The organism is Flavobacterium saccharophilum (genome assembly GCF_900142735.1).
Taxonomy (GTDB): Bacteria; Bacteroidota; Bacteroidia; order Flavobacteriales; family Flavobacteriaceae; genus Flavobacterium; species Flavobacterium saccharophilum.
In genome coordinates this window covers 630,653-647,785 of the sequence record NZ_FRBY01000001.1, presented here as the reverse complement: position 1 = coordinate 647,785, position 17,133 = coordinate 630,653, and the positions used below count along the sequence as shown (strand labels likewise).

At 35.1% G+C, this 17,133-nt stretch carries 11 protein-coding genes; 3 read left to right on the top strand and 8 right to left on the bottom strand.

Annotated elements, in window-relative coordinates; translation table 11 throughout:
• Positions 1–210 precede the first annotated feature (210 nt).
• The 5 genes from BUA98_RS02750 to BUA98_RS02730 all read right to left on the bottom strand — a co-directional run bounded on the left by BUA98_RS02750 (position 211) and on the right by BUA98_RS02730 (position 9,244).
• Positions 211–1,833 (bottom strand): arabinan endo-1,5-alpha-L-arabinosidase, encoded by a 1,623-nt coding sequence (locus BUA98_RS02750; protein WP_072970115.1) that lies wholly within the window; start codon positions 1,831–1,833, stop codon positions 211–213.
• A gap of 12 nt (positions 1,834–1,845) precedes the next feature.
• Positions 1,846–3,393 carry an alpha-N-arabinofuranosidase gene (locus tag BUA98_RS02745; protein WP_072970114.1) on the bottom strand — a complete coding sequence of 516 codons (1,548 nt, stop codon included), beginning with the start codon at positions 3,391–3,393 and terminating at the stop codon, positions 1,846–1,848.
• Positions 3,394–3,455: 62 nt separating this feature from the next.
• On the bottom strand, positions 3,456–4,466 hold the full coding sequence (locus BUA98_RS02740; protein WP_086065119.1) for an arabinan endo-1,5-alpha-L-arabinosidase: 1,011 nt from the start codon (positions 4,464–4,466) through the stop codon (positions 3,456–3,458).
• Between the two features lie 131 nt (positions 4,467–4,597).
• Positions 4,598–6,157, bottom strand: coding sequence for a RagB/SusD family nutrient uptake outer membrane protein (locus BUA98_RS02735; protein WP_072970113.1), 1,560 nt, complete (start codon positions 6,155–6,157; stop codon positions 4,598–4,600).
• Positions 6,158–6,187: 30 nt separating this feature from the next.
• Positions 6,188–9,244, bottom strand: a complete 3,057-nt coding sequence (locus BUA98_RS02730) for a SusC/RagA family TonB-linked outer membrane protein (RefSeq protein WP_086065118.1) — start codon at positions 9,242–9,244, stop codon at positions 6,188–6,190.
• A gap of 567 nt (positions 9,245–9,811) precedes the next feature.
• Between BUA98_RS02730 and BUA98_RS02725 the strand changes: the two genes are divergently transcribed.
• The gene (locus BUA98_RS02725; RefSeq protein ID WP_072970111.1) at positions 9,812–10,501 is read left to right on the top strand and encodes an NUDIX hydrolase; all 690 of its coding nucleotides are present in this window, start codon (positions 9,812–9,814) and stop codon (positions 10,499–10,501) included.
• A 255-nt stretch (positions 10,502–10,756) separates the two neighbouring features.
• On the opposite strand, the gene fsa is transcribed toward BUA98_RS02725, so the two are convergent.
• The 3 genes from fsa to BUA98_RS02710 form a co-directional block, all read right to left on the bottom strand.
• Positions 10,757–11,413 (bottom strand): fructose-6-phosphate aldolase, encoded by a 657-nt coding sequence (fsa, locus tag BUA98_RS02720; protein WP_072970110.1) that lies wholly within the window; start codon positions 11,411–11,413, stop codon positions 10,757–10,759.
• A gap of 6 nt (positions 11,414–11,419) precedes the next feature.
• Positions 11,420–13,474, bottom strand: a complete 2,055-nt coding sequence (locus BUA98_RS02715) for a transketolase family protein (RefSeq protein ID WP_072970578.1) — start codon at positions 13,472–13,474, stop codon at positions 11,420–11,422.
• 259 nt (positions 13,475–13,733) lie between these two features.
• Positions 13,734–14,732, bottom strand: a complete 999-nt coding sequence (locus BUA98_RS02710) for a GntR family transcriptional regulator (RefSeq protein ID WP_072970109.1) — start codon at positions 14,730–14,732, stop codon at positions 13,734–13,736.
• Between the two features lie 102 nt (positions 14,733–14,834).
• On the opposite strand from BUA98_RS02710, the gene BUA98_RS02705 reads away from it, so the two are divergent.
• The gene (locus tag BUA98_RS02705) at positions 14,835–15,890 is read left to right on the top strand and encodes an aldose epimerase family protein (protein ID WP_072970108.1); all 1,056 of its coding nucleotides are present in this window, start codon (positions 14,835–14,837) and stop codon (positions 15,888–15,890) included.
• Positions 15,891–15,969: 79 nt separating this feature from the next.
• A complete protein-coding gene (gene galK / locus BUA98_RS02700; RefSeq protein ID WP_072970107.1) occupies positions 15,970–17,130 on the top strand; it encodes a galactokinase in 1,161 nt (386 codons plus the stop codon).
• The last annotated feature ends 3 nt before the right edge of the window (positions 17,131–17,133 follow it).

The following is a 17,133-nucleotide window of genomic DNA, read 5'->3' as shown; positions in this document are numbered from 1 at the left end:
TTTATAGAAATTTTATTCGTTTCTTCCTAAGAGCCCCATCGGGGTGACATATTTTGATTAATTATAAAAACTTAGATGCCGCTCCGCTGGAGCTCTACCAAGAACACATTATATTGGCTATAAACATTATGCTCCTCTGGAGCTTTTAACAATACAAATCCCTTTTTTGGAATTTGGAATTTTAAAAAATTGGAATTTTCTAATTCCTTTTTAATTCACTTTCTTACCCCAAACTGGCAATCCCGCAGCTGTTAAACCAGAATAACTCAATGTTACTTTTCTAGTTGCTGATTCCCAATCCCAGGCATCCGTTACGTTGCATTTTACTCCGTTAACGGTTAAGATTTTTTTGGCACTGTCATACGACCAGGTTCCAGTTGCATCACCGCTTACTTTTTTATCAGCAGTTAAATAAATTGTTCCTGCTTTTTGCATCGTTTTGTATTGATAATTCATCGTAATCTGTTCCCAGGCACCTACAAAGCTTCCTTCAGAAATAGTCGTTGTTGGTACTCCCGCGTAGCGTTCTGCTTCAACAACCGGCCAGCCATCTTCTGTCCATTCGATACCACGAACATGCCCCATCATGATTGCATTTGAAGCTGCAATTCCTGGAACTCCTTCCGGTAAACGGGCTTGCGATGCATAAAACCATTTTTTAGTGTCTGGATTTTGAAATACAGCACAGTGCGCAAAACCCACCCAGCCTGTATGATTTTTAAATTGATACGGATGTGTTAGCATTGGAAAACATTCTGCTCCGCTTGTTATACTCATTCCTGTACTGGTAAGATAGGGTCCTAAAATACTTTTTGAACGTGCAACTCGTGTATTATACGCCACTGATAATTCATCATACGCCAGGAATAAATAGTAATATTGAGTTTCTGGATTGTACATAATTTCCGGGCCTTCAAGTGCCTGCCAACGGTTTGAATTAACATTTCCGCGACCGGCAATTCGTACTCCGTAGTCCTCAATTGTTTTTAATTTATCTGGTTTTCCTGTTGTCGGATTCAGTTTTAAAGCTGCAATTCCGGAATGCCAGGAACCGTAAATTAAATATTGTTCTCCTTCGGGAGTTTCAATAAAACTTGGATCGATAGCATTGAATTTGAAATAAGCATCCCAGTCATTTCCTCCGTTTCTAACGTAACTTTTTACTCCGTCAGGTTCAGAACAAACAACCATTCCTTTATCAACCCAATTGTTTGAAGCCAAATCATCCGTTTCGGCTAAGCCAATAAAAGCGCGCTCTGACCAGGAAGTATTGGTGTCTGTTCCTACAATTGGATTCGTTACGACGATACTGTAATACATTCTGAATTTATTCCCCACTTTACGAACGCATGGCGCCCAATATCCATAATTTGGATTTTCGATTGGAGGCAAAGCCGGAGACATTCTTGCTCTTTTATTGTTCAGGGAATCTTTTACCCAAGCCGGAGCCTGTGTCATTGAAGATCCCATGAATTCCCAATTGATTAAATCTTTTGATCTTCTGTAGAAAAAATGTCCGTTGCCTTCGTGTGCATTTCCATAAGAAGCATCAGTCTGGTACATATAATAATATTCGCCCGATTTTTCTACAGATGGATCGTGCACGTTGGCCAAATTCCATTGTGATCTGCTTCCCCAACCTGAAATTGAAGTGTAATTATCTGCATAAGTTGGTCCAGGAAAAACCGGTGTAACCACTGGAGGAACAACTACCGGAGGAACCGGATCTGGAGTTACAGGTGTTTCCGGATCACTGGAACAGCTTACAACCGCAAGAGCAATTGAAAACAATCCGATGTAGGCAACTTTTAAAATGGAATTTGTTTTTTTCATTTTTTCTTTATTTTATTTTCCTTCTAAAACAACAACTGAGAAAGGAGGAATAGTAATTTCAAGTTTTCCTTTTTTGTTTTCGAAACCTTTAAAAACTGTTGGAACAATTTTATTTGGTGTATCGAATGAATTGTAATCTTGTAATTTAGCCGATGTGATAATCATTCCTGTAAAAGTTTTTACTCCAAGATCTTTAACATCGATTTCTATTTTGTTTTTGTTTTTAGCGTCAACATTTACCAATGAAATATGAACTGCTCCGTTTTTATCTTTTGAAGCTGAAGCCGATACAGCAGGAAGTGATTCTCCTTTAAAAGTATACAATGGCGATTGGAAACTTAACGGTAATAATTTAGCATCCTGATGAACGCTATATAATTTCATTACGCTATACGTTGGTGTAGTAATCATTTTAGCTTTATCAGTAAGAATTACAGCCTGCAAAACATTTACACATTGTGCTAAGTTTGCCATACGAACTCTATCAGCGTGATTATTGAAAATGTTTAGAGTAGCTCCAGCCAAAACTGCATCTCTCATTGTGTTTTGTTGGTACAAGAATCCAGGATTTGTTCCTTGCTCTACTTCATACCAGCCTCCCCATTCGTCAACAATCATGGCAACTTTTTTCTCAGGATCGTATTTATCCATAATAGCCGAATGTTTGGTAACCAATTCTTCCATTTTTAAAGCAGATTGCATGGTTTTGAAATAACCTTCTTCAGTAAAGTTTCTATCATCTCCTTTTTTACCCCAGTCGATTACAGCATAGTGATGCACTCCAACTCCGCCTAACATATTTAGGGGAATGTTTTTCATTAAAACTTCTGTCCAATTATAATCGGCACTGTTTGATCCTGATGCAATTCTGGTAATTCCTCCAGTGTTTTCCCAATCCGACATGAAAGTGGCAAATTTGCGGTATTCTCCAGCATAGTATTCTGCTGTCATATTTCCTCCGCATCCCCAGGCTTCATTTCCAATTCCCCAGAATTTAACTTTCCAAGGTTCTGTTCTTCCGTTTTTTTTACGCAAATCGCTCATCGGACTTTTACCGCTGAAATTGGTATATTGTACCCAGTCAGATAATTCCTGAACCGTTCCGCTTCCAACATTTCCTGACAAGTACGGTTCTGCTCCAAGCAGTTCGCACATATTCAGGAAATCATGGGTTCCAAAACTGTTATCTTCAGTTACACCACCCCACCATTTGTTAACAATAGTTGGTCTCTGTTCTTGAGGGCCAATTCCGTCTTTCCAGTGATATGTATCGGCAAAACATCCGCCAGGCCATCTTAAATTTGGAATTTTTAAATCTTTTAAAGCAGCGACAATATCATTTCTCACTCCTTTTGTATTTGGAATTTTTGAAGTATCTCCCACAAAAAATCCACCATAAATACAGCGTCCTAAATGCTCTGCAAAATGCCCGTAAATGTTTTTGTCGATTGTTGGCGCATCTGCATTATTTTTAATAGTTAGTACTGTGGTTTCATTTTGGGCAAAACTTGCCTGATTACAAAGCGTAATAAGAAATGTGATTAAAATTGCTTTTTTCATAATTTGTTTTTAAAAGATTATAAAGAGGAAGGCTTTATGAAACCTTCCTCTGAATATTAAAATTAATAAGAAAGTGTAGGCCATCCTGATGACCATGTGAAATATACAATTTCTAGTTTTGGATTTCCATTGTCGGCTCCATCATAATAATGAACCGCACCTTTTTGTGTTCCGGTAATTCTTGATAAATGGCCCGGTCCGATATAATTTCCTTGTGTTGCTAAAACTGTTGTTCCGCCTCCACTTTTTAAATTGACTCCGTTCTTGTCTGTAAAAGGTCCAAACGGACTTGTTGAACGACCCACTACAATATAATACGTACTGTTTACGCCATTGCAGCAAGAACCTCTGTTTACGAACATATAGTAATAGCTTCCTTCTTTGATTAAACAAGGAGCTTCCCATGAAGCACTATTTCCTCCTGCAACAATAGTTCTTGTTCCGGTTGGTTTACCTGTTGAAACATTAATCTGAACAACGCCAATACCGGCATGCCAGGAACCATACGCCATATAAACATTACTTCCGTCTACTAAAATCGAAGGATCAATTGCGTTTACATCTGAGGCAGATGAAGAAGCCACAACAAGACCTCTGTCTGTCCATTTTGTTCCGGCACTTTGCGAAATAGAAGGAGCCGTTACCAATCCGATTGCAGAAGTTGCAGAACCGAAAGTCGAACAGGAATAATACATATTCCATCGATTGTTAAACCATGCTAAATCTGGCGCCCAAAACGTTTTGGTAAAACCAGGAACATAGCTTGTAATCCAGCTTGGCGTTGAAGTGAACACGGATGTTCCCCAAGTCCAGTTTGTTAAATTTGTTGAATACGTCATCGGTATATTGTCACCTGTTGTAAACACATAATAATTAACACCGCTTTTTATAATTGTACTTGGGTCATGCGACGGAACAGTGCCGCTAACCGTTTTTGCTGTTACATTTTTTACCTGAGAATTTTGAGTTGTCTCAACTGAAACTACCTCATCATTCGAAGGGATTATAGCATCTTCATTCTGGCAACCTACTAATAATACTGCTAATAAAACCAAACTTGTAATTGTTTTCATTCATTATAAAATTTTAGTTACTGTAAAAAAATTTAATTACTCTATAATCGTATTCCTTTTTAAGATAATATCATATGACAGGAGAAAATCTGCCATATGATATTAGGTATTCTAACTAACTCAAATAAATATTAATAACTTTCATTTTGAACAGTTCCCGGATTGTTATCCATTTCTAATTGTGGGATCGGATAATATTCTCTACCTGCAGTATAAGAATTAAACTCCGCATCTCTGGATTTCAACCATGCCAATTTTGTAGCATCCTGCAACCATCCCCAACGACGAATATCGTCAAAACGATGACCTTCAAGAGGAAATTCCAAGAATCTTTCGTGTCCAATTTGCTCTCTCATTTGATCCTGAGTCATTCCTGGTTTTGCTGTTGCCAAATCAGGTAATCCAACTCTGTTTCTTACCATTTGAATATATCCGTAAGCCCCTGGAGTATCACCTGTTTCGTTAAGACATTCTGCATACATCAAAAGAATATCTGCATATCTTAATAAACGTTCGTTGATACCAGAACGCCAGTCGTATTCGTCAGCAAATTCACCATCTGAGTTTTGATATTTTCTACAGAATATATCATTTAAATCGCCTGGACTTGCAGCATAAAAAGTAGCAAAATCTCTTCCATATAACTTAGCTCCCGGCTTGTTATAAAAAATAGTAGCATCTAAACGAGGGTCAAGATCACCTGTTTTTGTTTTCTCATCATGAAATTCATTAAACAATACCCAGGAAGGCTGTACGTCTGTCCATCCAAAAGCTCTTGGTGCATAAGTAATAGCACGCGCAGATGTTTTACCCCAACCTGAAGCAGGAGCACCTCCCCAACCTAAATCAACACCACCAGCATCTCTGCTGAATTGCACCTCGAAAAGAGATTCTGAATTATTTTCATTAGCGGTTGTAAAATTGTCGCGATAATTTGAAACCAAAGAGTAAACTCCTAAATCTATTACTTGTTTGAAAGCTGTTTTTGCATTGGCAAAATCTTTAATAAACAAGTAGGTTTTTCCTAAGTATCCTAAAGCAGCTCCTTTTGTTGCACGTCCTTTTTGACCAGCATCTATACCTGAAATACCATCGTAGGAAGTAGGAAGTAAGTCAGCAGCAGCTTTAAAATCTGCAATAACCTGAGCCCATCCTTCAGCCTGTGTTTTCTGAGGGTAATACACTGCTAAATCTGTTGGCAACGGCACATTTTTAAACATGTTTACCGCATGAAAAAGAAACAATCCTCTTAAAAAATAAGCTTGTCCCAGTATTCTGTTTTTAAGTGCTGCATCCTGAAATTCAATACCTGGCACGTTTACCAAAACCTGATTTGCGCGGTAAACTCCCTGATAATACGTTTCATAAGCCCATCCATAAATAGCAGCATCGGCTACATTTGAATTAAAGTGACCCGCATTATACATTGAACCCCATGGGCTATTTGTACGTGCGTCATCTGATCTTGCATCTAACAACAATGGTGTACTTCTCATGTAAGTCCCGTCAGTTAATAAACTTCCGTAAGCGGCATTCACACCTTCAATTGCATCCTGATCTGTTTTCCAGAAGGAATCAACCGCATCATTATTTGGGTCAACTTGTGTCAAATCTTCATTATCAACACAGCTTGTTGTTACAACAGCCAGTGAAAAGAAAATTGCTATATAATTAAATATTTTATATTTCATTTTAATACGTTTTTAATTGGTTAAACCGGTTTAGAAATTTACTTCTACTCCTAGAGAAATTGTTCTTGGATTTGGAAAAGATCCCGCATCATATCCTCTTGAAAGCAATCCGTCACTTGTAAAATCAGGATCATATCCAGAATACTTTGTAATTGTCCACAAGTTTTGACCATTTACATAAACTCTTGCTTTTTGAATAAATTTATCTTTCATCGGAATATTGAAACCCATTTCCATAGTTTGCAATCTCACATAATCTCCACTTTGAATAAATCTGTTAGAGTCTCTACCATTTCCATTTGGATCACCAATTACTGGTGCAGGAACATTAGTGTTTGTATTAGTTGGCGTCCAGTAGTTCAATTCATCTGTACTGTGATTTGTATATTGTCCAATCATTAAATTGCGGTACATGGCATTGAAAACTTTATTTCCTCCAGCACCTTGCCAAAACATTGAGAAGTCAAAATTTTCATACGAAGCACTAAAATTCAATCCGAAACCATATTTAGGAATAGATACCCCTTGAAAAGTTCTATCAGCATCTGTAATAATTCCATCACCATTTACATCTTTAAATTTCACGTCTCCAGGAGCCGCTCCTGTTTGAGTTGGTGATGAAGTTACTTCTGCAGCATTTTGAAAAATACCAATTGCTTCCCAGGCAAAAAGCTCTCCCACAGATCTTCCTACTTCTGTTTTTGAAACTGCTCCATAAAGAGGATTTCCTGTAGTTCCAATTCTGGTCACTTCATTTTTTAAAGTTCCAAAATTACCAGAGATATCATATTTAAATTTATGATGGTGATTACTATATGATGCTGTAAACTCAAAACCATTATTTTCCATATCTCCAGCATTTGTTGTAATATTTGCCGGAAAAGCTCCTGTAGAAAATGGCAATGGAACCCCTACCAACATATCTGTTACTTTTTTTGCAAAATACTCCGCTGTAAATTGTAAGTCATTATCTAAAAATCCTAATTCAAGTGCGATGTTTTTACTGGTTGTTTTTTCCCAGTGTACATTAGGGTCAAGTGCTGCAACCACAGTTGTTCCTGGAGCTAGCTCATTGTTAAAATCATAACCTGCAAAACTATTTACTGTTGAAGCAAAAAAGTACTGTGGAATTGTATTATTACCTATCGTACCATAACCACCTCTAAGTTTAATATTGCTTACCCATTCTGGTAAATGCAGGAACTTTTCATTACTAATTTTCCAACCTCCTGAAAAAGAGTAGAAGTTTGCTGAATTATTAATATCACTAAAAAGAGAGGTTCTGTCTTGTCTAAAATTAGCCTGTAATAAGTATCTGTCATCATAAGCATAATTTAGTCTGCTGATGTATGATATTCCTGTAATTGTAAATTTATATTCGCTTGCATTTCTTGCATCAGCATACTGAAGCATTGGAATTTCTCCAGGTGTGTAACCTACCCCTCTTGAGTTATATCTGTGATAATCTCTCTTTTCCTGAATCCAGCCTGCAAGAGCATCAATTTTATGTTTTCCAAGTGTAAGGTCATAAGTCAATAAATTATTAACGAAAGTTCTTAACTCATTTCCGGTTTCTACATCTAAAGAAGCTTCATCATTTGTGGTAATATAATACCATCCTAAATCACTTGGCGGTATAAATTTTCTGTTTTCCCAGTCTGTTCTGTCATAACTTACATCTAATTTATATTTAAGACCTTTCACAATCTCAAATTCTCCCCAAATGTCACCAATGAAGCGATTTCTTTTTCCGTTATTATCAATCAGGTTGTTATATCCAATTGGGTTCATAGAAATTGCACGTTGCGTCAGGTTGTCTGTACCTCCGTATCCCCCCAATCTGTTAGCATCATAAACTGGCATTGTTGGCACAGCAGTAAGCATGTCACTAATAAAGGTTTGTCCTGCATTATACTCGTTGAAAATCTCTTTATCAGATTGTGTATAAGCAATCTTAGCTCCATATTTGAATTTTCCTTTTTTACCATTCAAATTCATATTGGTTGACAATCTCTCGTACTCTTGTGGTGTTTTTAAATAACTAGTATTTTTAAAATAATCAATGTTCATGCTATAAGCAATACTCTCTGCACCACCTGTAAAGGTTAAAGTCTGATTTTGTACTACACCCGTTTGCATTGATTCTTTTTGCCAGTCTGTATTTACGTCATTGATATAAGAAGGGCTAGTAGGATCATTTCCTGGAGCAATACTTACCGGAACTCCGGCTCTGATATCTCTGTTTCTTTCTGCTTCGCTGGTAATTTTTTGATATCCAACACGATCAGTTACATCCCATTTTTTTGCCACATCCTGAAGTCCAACAATAGATTTAAACTTAACATCCATTTTGCCGGCTTTTCCTTTTTTAGTTGTAATAATAACAACTCCGTTTGCTCCACGAACACCATAAATTGCTGCCGAAGAAGCATCTTTCAAAACCTGCATCGATTCAATTTCTCCCGGTGCAAAATCATAAGGAGCATCAACCATAATTCCATCAATTACAAAAAGAGGACTATTGTTTGTGAATGAAGTTATACCTCTAATCTTTACATTCACAAATCCACCAGGCTCTCCAGATGATTGCACTGTTACTCCGGGAACTTGTCCCTGAAGCATTTTTGCAGCATCGTAAGTTACCGTTTTTTTAGCCGATTCTATATTTACAACACTTACAGATCCTGTTAAATCAGATTTCTTTTGCGTACCGTAACCTATTACAACTACTTCATTCAATTTGTTAGTATCCTCACCTAATGCAGCATTTATTTTAGATTGATTTCCTACTGTTATTTCCTGATTTTGAAAACCCAGAAACGAAAAAACCAAAACATCGTTTTGTGACGCTTTAATAGTATACTCTCCATCAAATCCAGTTACAGCAACTGTTTTTGTTCCTTTTATCATAATGTTCACGCCCGGCAATGGTAATTTGTCTTGTGCCGAAGTAACAACTCCGCTAATCTCTTTGCCTTGGGCCGACATTTGATTAACAGAAAATAATAGCATCATTAATGCTAATAGCCATTCTTTTTTTGGCAATAAAAAATTGCAATAAAAAAATAATCGTTGGTTTGTTATCATATTGGTTTTTTTAAGGTTGGTTAGTTGTTTAATTATAAGTGTTGATTTTACATTTGTAAATTTAAATAAAAAAAAAGCTTAAAAACAAATTAATATCATAAAAAAAAGCGACTAAAAAAGTACATATCGTAATTTAAGTGTCAAATAAACATTTAAAAGTCAGTGTTTTTTTCAAAAAAAGTGTCTTTTTTGAAAGTTAATTGTGTAAAATTTACACTTTTCATTAAAAAGCAGCTTTTTAAGCAAAAATTAACATCTTCTAAAAAAAACGAAAACGTTGTAATTTTGAAGAATTTAAACAATAAAAAATACTATTTTTGTAAATAAAATCCTGTTTTTGACTTCAGGCTTTTGAATATTTAGATACCATTCTTTCAAAAAACCGTCCTGCAATATTTTGTTTTCGTCTTAAAATAATCTTTAAACAGAAAAAAGACTATTATTTTTTTCTAAAAAGACATTTTTTTAACGTTACTTTTGAGTAGTTATTCATATAAGTGTAAAATACACATTAATAAATTATGAAACGTATTAAGAAGTTTATATATTTACCATAAAAAATTTAATATGCTAAACAGTTATAGCTCTGCTGATAAAGTCCTATTAGCAGTAGATTGTATCATTTTTGGATTTGACCATGAAGGGCTAAAAATTCTTTTGATTAAAAGAGATTTTGAGCCTGAAAGAGGAAAATGGTCTTTAATTGGAGGTTTTCTAAAACGCGATGAAGTCCTTGACAACGCAGCTATAAGAATATTACATACCTATACTGGGTTGCACGATATTTATATGGAGCAGTTACATGCTTATAGTGAAATTGATCGTGACCCTGTCGAAAGAACTATTTCAGTATCTTATTATGCCTTAATCAATATTGAAAATCACAATACAGAACTTATTCAAAATTATCATGCGCAATGGTTTAGTATAACCGATGCTCCAAACTTGATCTTTGACCATAACGAAATGGTAGATTATGCCATTAAAAGATTACGTTACAGAACTTCAATTAAACCAATTGGGTTTGAACTATTGCCTGAGAAATTTACCATGCGCCAATTATTAGAATTGTATGAGGCAATTTTAAGCAAAGAATTAGACAAACGTAACTTTATCAGTAAAATTAATTCATTAGAAATTCTAAATAAATTAGAGGAAAAAGATATGCAATCCTCTCGAAAAGGTTCGTATTTGTATACTTTCAACAAAGAAAAATATGAAGAAAAATTACTAAATGATTTTGTGCTGAATCTTTAAATAAAAGTTTCACGCAGATTTTAAAAGATTTAGGCAGATCAAACAGATTTTCTTCATCCATTTATTCCTTAATCTATTACTGTTTTTTTCTTATAAAACAAAAAAACCCTGAAAACTAAAAGCTTTCAGGGTTTTTACTTCAATAAAACTACTATTAAAAACTAAATAAATTTTCTTTCTTAAAAAGATCATCTCTTGCAGATTTTGCAGATTATTAGATTAAAAAAATCTGCGAAATCTGCGAGAAAAAATATTCTAGCTATTTCCTTTTTGGTAATCTGCTAAAAAGGTTGCCAATCCAATATCTGTTAAAGGATGTTTCAATAAACCTTCAATTGCACTTAATGGTCCGGTGATAACATCTGCTCCGGTTTTGGCACAATTAATAATATGCATTACGTGTCGAACTGATGCTGCCAATATTTGGGTTTCATATCCATAATTATTATAAATCAATCTGATTTCTTCAATCAAATTCATTCCGTCCGTCGAAATATCATCCAGACGTCCAATAAAAGGTGAAACATAAGTTGCTCCCGCTTTTGCGGCCAACAACGCCTGTCCTGAAGAAAATACCAAAGTACAATTGGTTTTTATTCCTTTATTAGCAAAATATCGGATTGCTTTTACACCGTCTTTGATCATCGGGATTTTTACCACGATCTGCGGATGCAAGGCTGCCAGTTTTTCTCCTTCGGCAATCATTCCTTCAAAATCAGTCGAAATTACTTCGGCACTAACATCGCCATCAACCAATTCACAAATTTTTATGTAATGATCCAGAATATTCTGTGCTCCTGTAATTCCTTCTTTCGCCATTAATGACGGGTTTGTGGTTACACCATCTAAAACGCCCAAATCATTGGCTTCTTTAATATCTTTTAAATTTGCTGTATCTATAAAAAATTTCATTTTCTTTTATTTTGAAATGTTATAATTATTCTGCTCTAAATATTTGATAATTTCTTCGCAGGCATTTTTACTTGTAAATCCGAATTTCTGATCCAAAACTGAAGCCGGAGCCGAATAACCGAAATGATCCAATCCGAAAACTTTTCCTTTGCTTCCCACTAAATTTTCAAGGTTAACCGGAAGTCCAGCCGTAAGTCCGAAAACCAATTGATTATGCGGAATAACACTTTCCTGATATGCCTTTGGCTGAGATCTGAAAAGCCCTTCTGAAATTATCGAAGCAACATTTATTTTTATTTTAATGATGTGTTCCAACTCTTCTGCAGCTTCAATAAGTGTTGCTACTTCAGATCCGTTGGCAACTAAAGTTATTGCAGGATCATCATTTGATTTGACTAAATAACCTCCTTTTTTGGCCTCTAAAGCATCTTCAAATCTGGAGTTTCCTGTTGTTGGAATGTCCTTAATTTCTTGTCTGGAAAGAATTAATCCTGTTGGTGTCTTTTTATTTTCAAGCGCCATTTGCCAGGCAACAGATGTTTCAATAGCATCAGCCGGACGAAGCGCTAATAAACTTTGATCACCCGAATGGTTTTTAATTTTTTCTAATAATCGAATTTGTGCTTCCTGCTCAATTGGCTGGTGTGTAGGTCCGTCTTCACCAACGCGGAAAGAGTCGTGTGTCCAGACATACTTTACCGGTAATTCCTGAATGGCTGCCAAACGAATAGCCGGCTTCATATAATCAGAAAAAACAAAAAAGGTCGCCACTACCGGAATTACACCACCGTGAAGTGCGATTCCGTTCCCAATTGAAGCCATTGTTAATTCAGCTACTCCTGCCTGTAAAAAGGCTCCGCTAAAATCATTTTTCTTCAAAACGGATGATTTTTTTAGGAAACCATCTGTTTTATCACTGTTGGATAAATCGGCAGAAGAAACAATCATGTTTTCTACATTTTCAGCCAAATATCCTAAAACAGCTGCAGAGGCATCTCTGGTTGCGGCATTTGCTTTTTGAGCTATTGAACCGAAATCTAAAGCTGGTAAATCTCCATTAAAAAACTGTTTTATCTTTTGAGCTGCCTCAGGATTCTGAGTTTCCCAAGTCGCAAATTTTGCTTTTCTTTCAGCAGATTCTGCCGTTTTCTGATCTAAAATAGTTTTGTAGTGCGCTTCAACTTCTTTATAAATAGCAAATGAATCTTCAGGATTTGCTCCCAGGTTCAATAATGTTTTTTCAAAATCAGCTTTAGTGCCTCCAATTGGTTTTCCGTGAAGTTCGCATTGTCCTTCGTACATTGTTCCATCAGCAGTTACACAACCTTTCCCCATAATGGTTCTTCCAATAATTAGGGTCGGTTTTCCTGTTTCGTTATGCGCATCAGTCAAAGCTTTACGAATCTGAGCGTGATCATGCCCATCAATTGTAACCACTTTCCAACCCCATGATTCATACTTCATAGCGGTATTTTCTGTCGTTACCTCATCGGTCATAGACGAAAGCTGCACATCATTTGAGTCGTAAAACATGATGAAATTATTCAGTCCCAAATGTCCGGCAATACGTCCGGCACCTTGAGAAATTTCTTCCTGAACACCCCCGTCTGTTATGAATCCGTAAATTTTATGATCGAATAAATTCTCAAATCTTGCCGACAGAAATTTTGCTGCAATTGCCGCTCCAACTCCCATCGCGTGTCCCTGACCCAGTGGTCCGGAAGTATTTTCAATTCCTCTTTTTACATCAACCTCAGGATGTCCTGGAGTTACAGAACCCCATTGTCTGAAATTTTGAAGATCTGTTTTTTCGAAATTTCCTAACAAATAATATTGGGCGTACATTAATGCCGAAAGGTGGCCGGCATCCATAAAAAAACGATCTCTAAAAATCCAGTGCATATCACTCGGATCGTATTTTAAATATTCAGTATATAAAATATGCATGAAATCAGCACCTCCCATGGCGCCCCCAGGATGGCCTGAATTCGCTTTTTCAACCATCGAAATGGCTAAAGCACGAATATTATTTGCGGCTAATTGATCAATTTTGTTGTTCATTTTTAAATATTCTAAGTGGTTTGTGGTTAACAGCGGTTTTAAAATTTGCTTCGCAGTATTACGAAAAGAAAAAATCCATTCCATTAAAATCAAAACAAATAATAAGTGTAAAATTTACATTTGCAAATGTAAATAAAAAATGATCAGGAAAACAAAAAATTATATCCTTATTTTTTTACTAATAAATTATGCATTTAATAACCAAAAATAAGTTTAATTATGATTTGATTAGCGTTTAGTCAAAAAGACAAAAGAAAAGCTACAAAGAATTCCGCATAATTAGGGCCGACTTATTTTCGATTTGTACATTATTTCCTTTAATAACCATCTCGGCTAATATTTTACCCATCATTTCAAAATGGGTTGAAATAGTACTAATACCGTTGGCTACCACTTTTTTCAAAGGTGTTTCGTTATAAGATATAATTCCAAAATCAGTACCTAATTTCAAATTCTGATTTCTTGCATTTTCAATTACACGAACCAGATCACGATCATTCGGAATAATATACAAATCTCCTAAAGTAATTTCGCGGTCGGTAAATTCGGTTATAATTTCAGACTCAAAATGATACTCGGAACAAAAAGCTTCAAATCCCAATTTCATTCCAAGTGGCTCTCTAAATCCCGGGAAAATTAAAATCAATTTCTTGTATTTGCCTACCCTTGCTTTTCCTTTTACTAACCCTTCAAAAATGTCCTTTTCATGATTTTGATAAATCGCCGGATATGATTTTAAATCAGGATTGGTCTGGTCTAAAATAATAACATCATTCACTGGTAGGGTTTTTATCAAATTGACTATATCGCTTAAATTGGTCGGCATGATAATGTATTTCGTATAATTTCCATTACTGTCATTTATCAGTTTTTGAAATACCTGAAAATTGAAATGATGAAAGAAAATATCGACCTGAACATTTTTTCCAATGTTTTTTAAAAATGAATTATAGATGTCTTCCTTGAAAATATTCAATTCATCAAAAAGCAGGAATATCTTCTGTTTTATAGCAATTTCAGTGCTTTTTACGTAATATCCTTTACCTGGAATTGCGTAAATAATTCCTCTTTTTTTCAATTCGTCGTATCCCAGCAAAACAGTATCGCGCGACAAAGAAAAAGCCAGACAAACTTTATTAACAGATGGAAGTCGGTCTCCTTTTACCAATTTACCTTCTTCTATCGCTTTTTCAATTGAAAGAATAATCTGTTTATATTTTGGCAAACCGAGATTATTTTGGATAGAAATTATGTTCATGAAAAATAGATTTTTTACGCAATATACAAAAAACTGGTAGGTACTGGTATGTAAACGTAAAGAATGTTTCTATTTTTGAATTTCACTTTTGGTAAAAATAATATGGAAATAAAACACATATCGCATTTTCAAGATCAGTCTGATTGCAAATTATTTGGTTTAATGCCTGATAACGAAGAAATTCATTCTTTTGAATTGACTAATAAAAATGGAATGCAAGTTCAGCTTATTAATTATGGCGCAACAGTTACTTCCTTAAAAGTTCCAACATCAAACGGAAAACTGGTAGATGTTGTTTTAGGTTTTGATACTTTAGAATCTTATTTATCTTCTTATAATTTACCAAGTGCACCTTATTTCGGAACTACAATTGGGCGTTACGCAGGAAGAATCAGCAAAGGAACTTTCACTTTAAATGATGAAACATTTCAGCTTGTTGGTAATAATAATGGCAATACTTTACACGGTGGCAATATAGGTTTTGGAAGAAGAGTATGGAATGTAACTGATAGTACTGGTGGAGAAAATCCATCCATAACTTTTGGGCTTTTAAGCGAAGATTCAGACGAAAATTTCCCTGGAGAATTACACGTTTATCTTACGTATACTTTAACGGAGCAAAACGAATTAAAACTAGAATACAAAGCCACAACTACTAAAGATACCGTTATAAACTTAACCCATCACAGTTATTTTAATTTGGACGGGCACGATACCGCAGTCTTAGAGCAACAAATGTATATCGATGCTGATAAAATGTTAGAAACAGATGCAGAAGGTATTCCAACAGGAAAATTCACGGATCTTTCTAATCATAATTTCGATTTTAGAACAATTAAAAACTGTCCTTCCTCTATTGACAATTCTTTTGTAATTGATTCAAAAGATAAGATTGCTGCTCAATTGTTCAGTGAGAAAAACAACCTGAAAATGGATGTATACACAGATCAGCCAAGTGTACATATATATGTAGGCGGAAATTGTTTTGATATCCTTCAGGGAAAAGAAAACACAAAATATCATGCAACCAGCGGAATTTGTTTTGAAACCCAAAATTTTCCGGACGCACCAAATAAGGCACATTTCCCGAATTCAGTTTTGAAAAAAGGTTCAGAATACCGTCAAACCACCGTTTATAAATTTGATCGTATCAATTAATTATCCTAAAATATATTTTATGTGATTCTGATGATTTTTCATTCGAATTACAATACAACACTATTTCAATTACAAAATAATGAATGACATTTTAATACAAAACACCTCAGCCTTTTTTGAGAAATCGTTCGGATCTGTTCCTCAAAAAATTGTGCTTTCTCCAGGGAGAATCAACATTATTGGAGAACATATTGATTATAATGACGGTTACGTTTTACCGGCTGCTATTGATAAAGTAATTTGCTTTGCTTTTGAAAAAAATAACACCAATAAATCTAAAATAATAGCCATTGATTTAAATGAAGAATTTGAACTTGATTTAAATGAACCAATTCAATTAAGCGACGTCGTTTGGACCAACTATATTCGTGGCGTTGTAAAACAACTTCAGGACAACGGATTTTCATTTGAAGGTTTCAACTGTGTTTTCAGCAGTAATATTCCGGTTGGTTCTGGTTTATCTTCTTCAGCGGCTTTGGAGTGCGGAACGCTTTTCGGAATCAAGGAACTTTTTGATTTAAAAATTGAAAAAGTGGATATTGCCTTAATGGGGCAAAAAGCAGAACACTGGGTAGGAATTAATTGCGGCATTATGGATCAGTTTTCGAGCGTTCATGGTCTTGAAAACAAAGTAATAAAACTGGATTGCAACACTTTAGAATTTGAATATCACGATGCTGATTTCAAAGATTACTCTGTTATTTTATTTGATAGTAATGTAAAACACTCTCTTTTTACTTCTGAATACAATACAAGAAGATTAGAATGTGAAGAAGGATTATCAATCATTAAAAATCATTTTCCGGAAGTAAAAAGTTTCAGAGATTGTTCTGAAGCCCAACTTTTAAGTATTCAGGATCAATTTTCTCCGGTTGTTTTTAAGAGAGTTCATTTTGTGGTTAAAGAAATTAACCGTGTCATCAAAGCATGTGAGGCTTTAGATAATGGAAATATAGAACTTTTAGGACAATTGCTTTTTGAGACGCACTACGGTTTATCTCAGGAATATGAAGTAAGTTGTGAAGAGTTAGATATGCTTGTAGATACTGCAAAAGCTGACGATGCCATTATTGGAGCACGTGTAATGGGTGGCGGATTTGGTGGTTGTACCATAAATTTAGTTAAAAAAGGAAATGAAAATGAGGTTAAACGTAAATTTTCAAAACTTTATTTAGATACATTTGGAATTGAATTAAAATTCTATGATGTAAAAATCTCAAACGGAACAACATTACTTTAATAC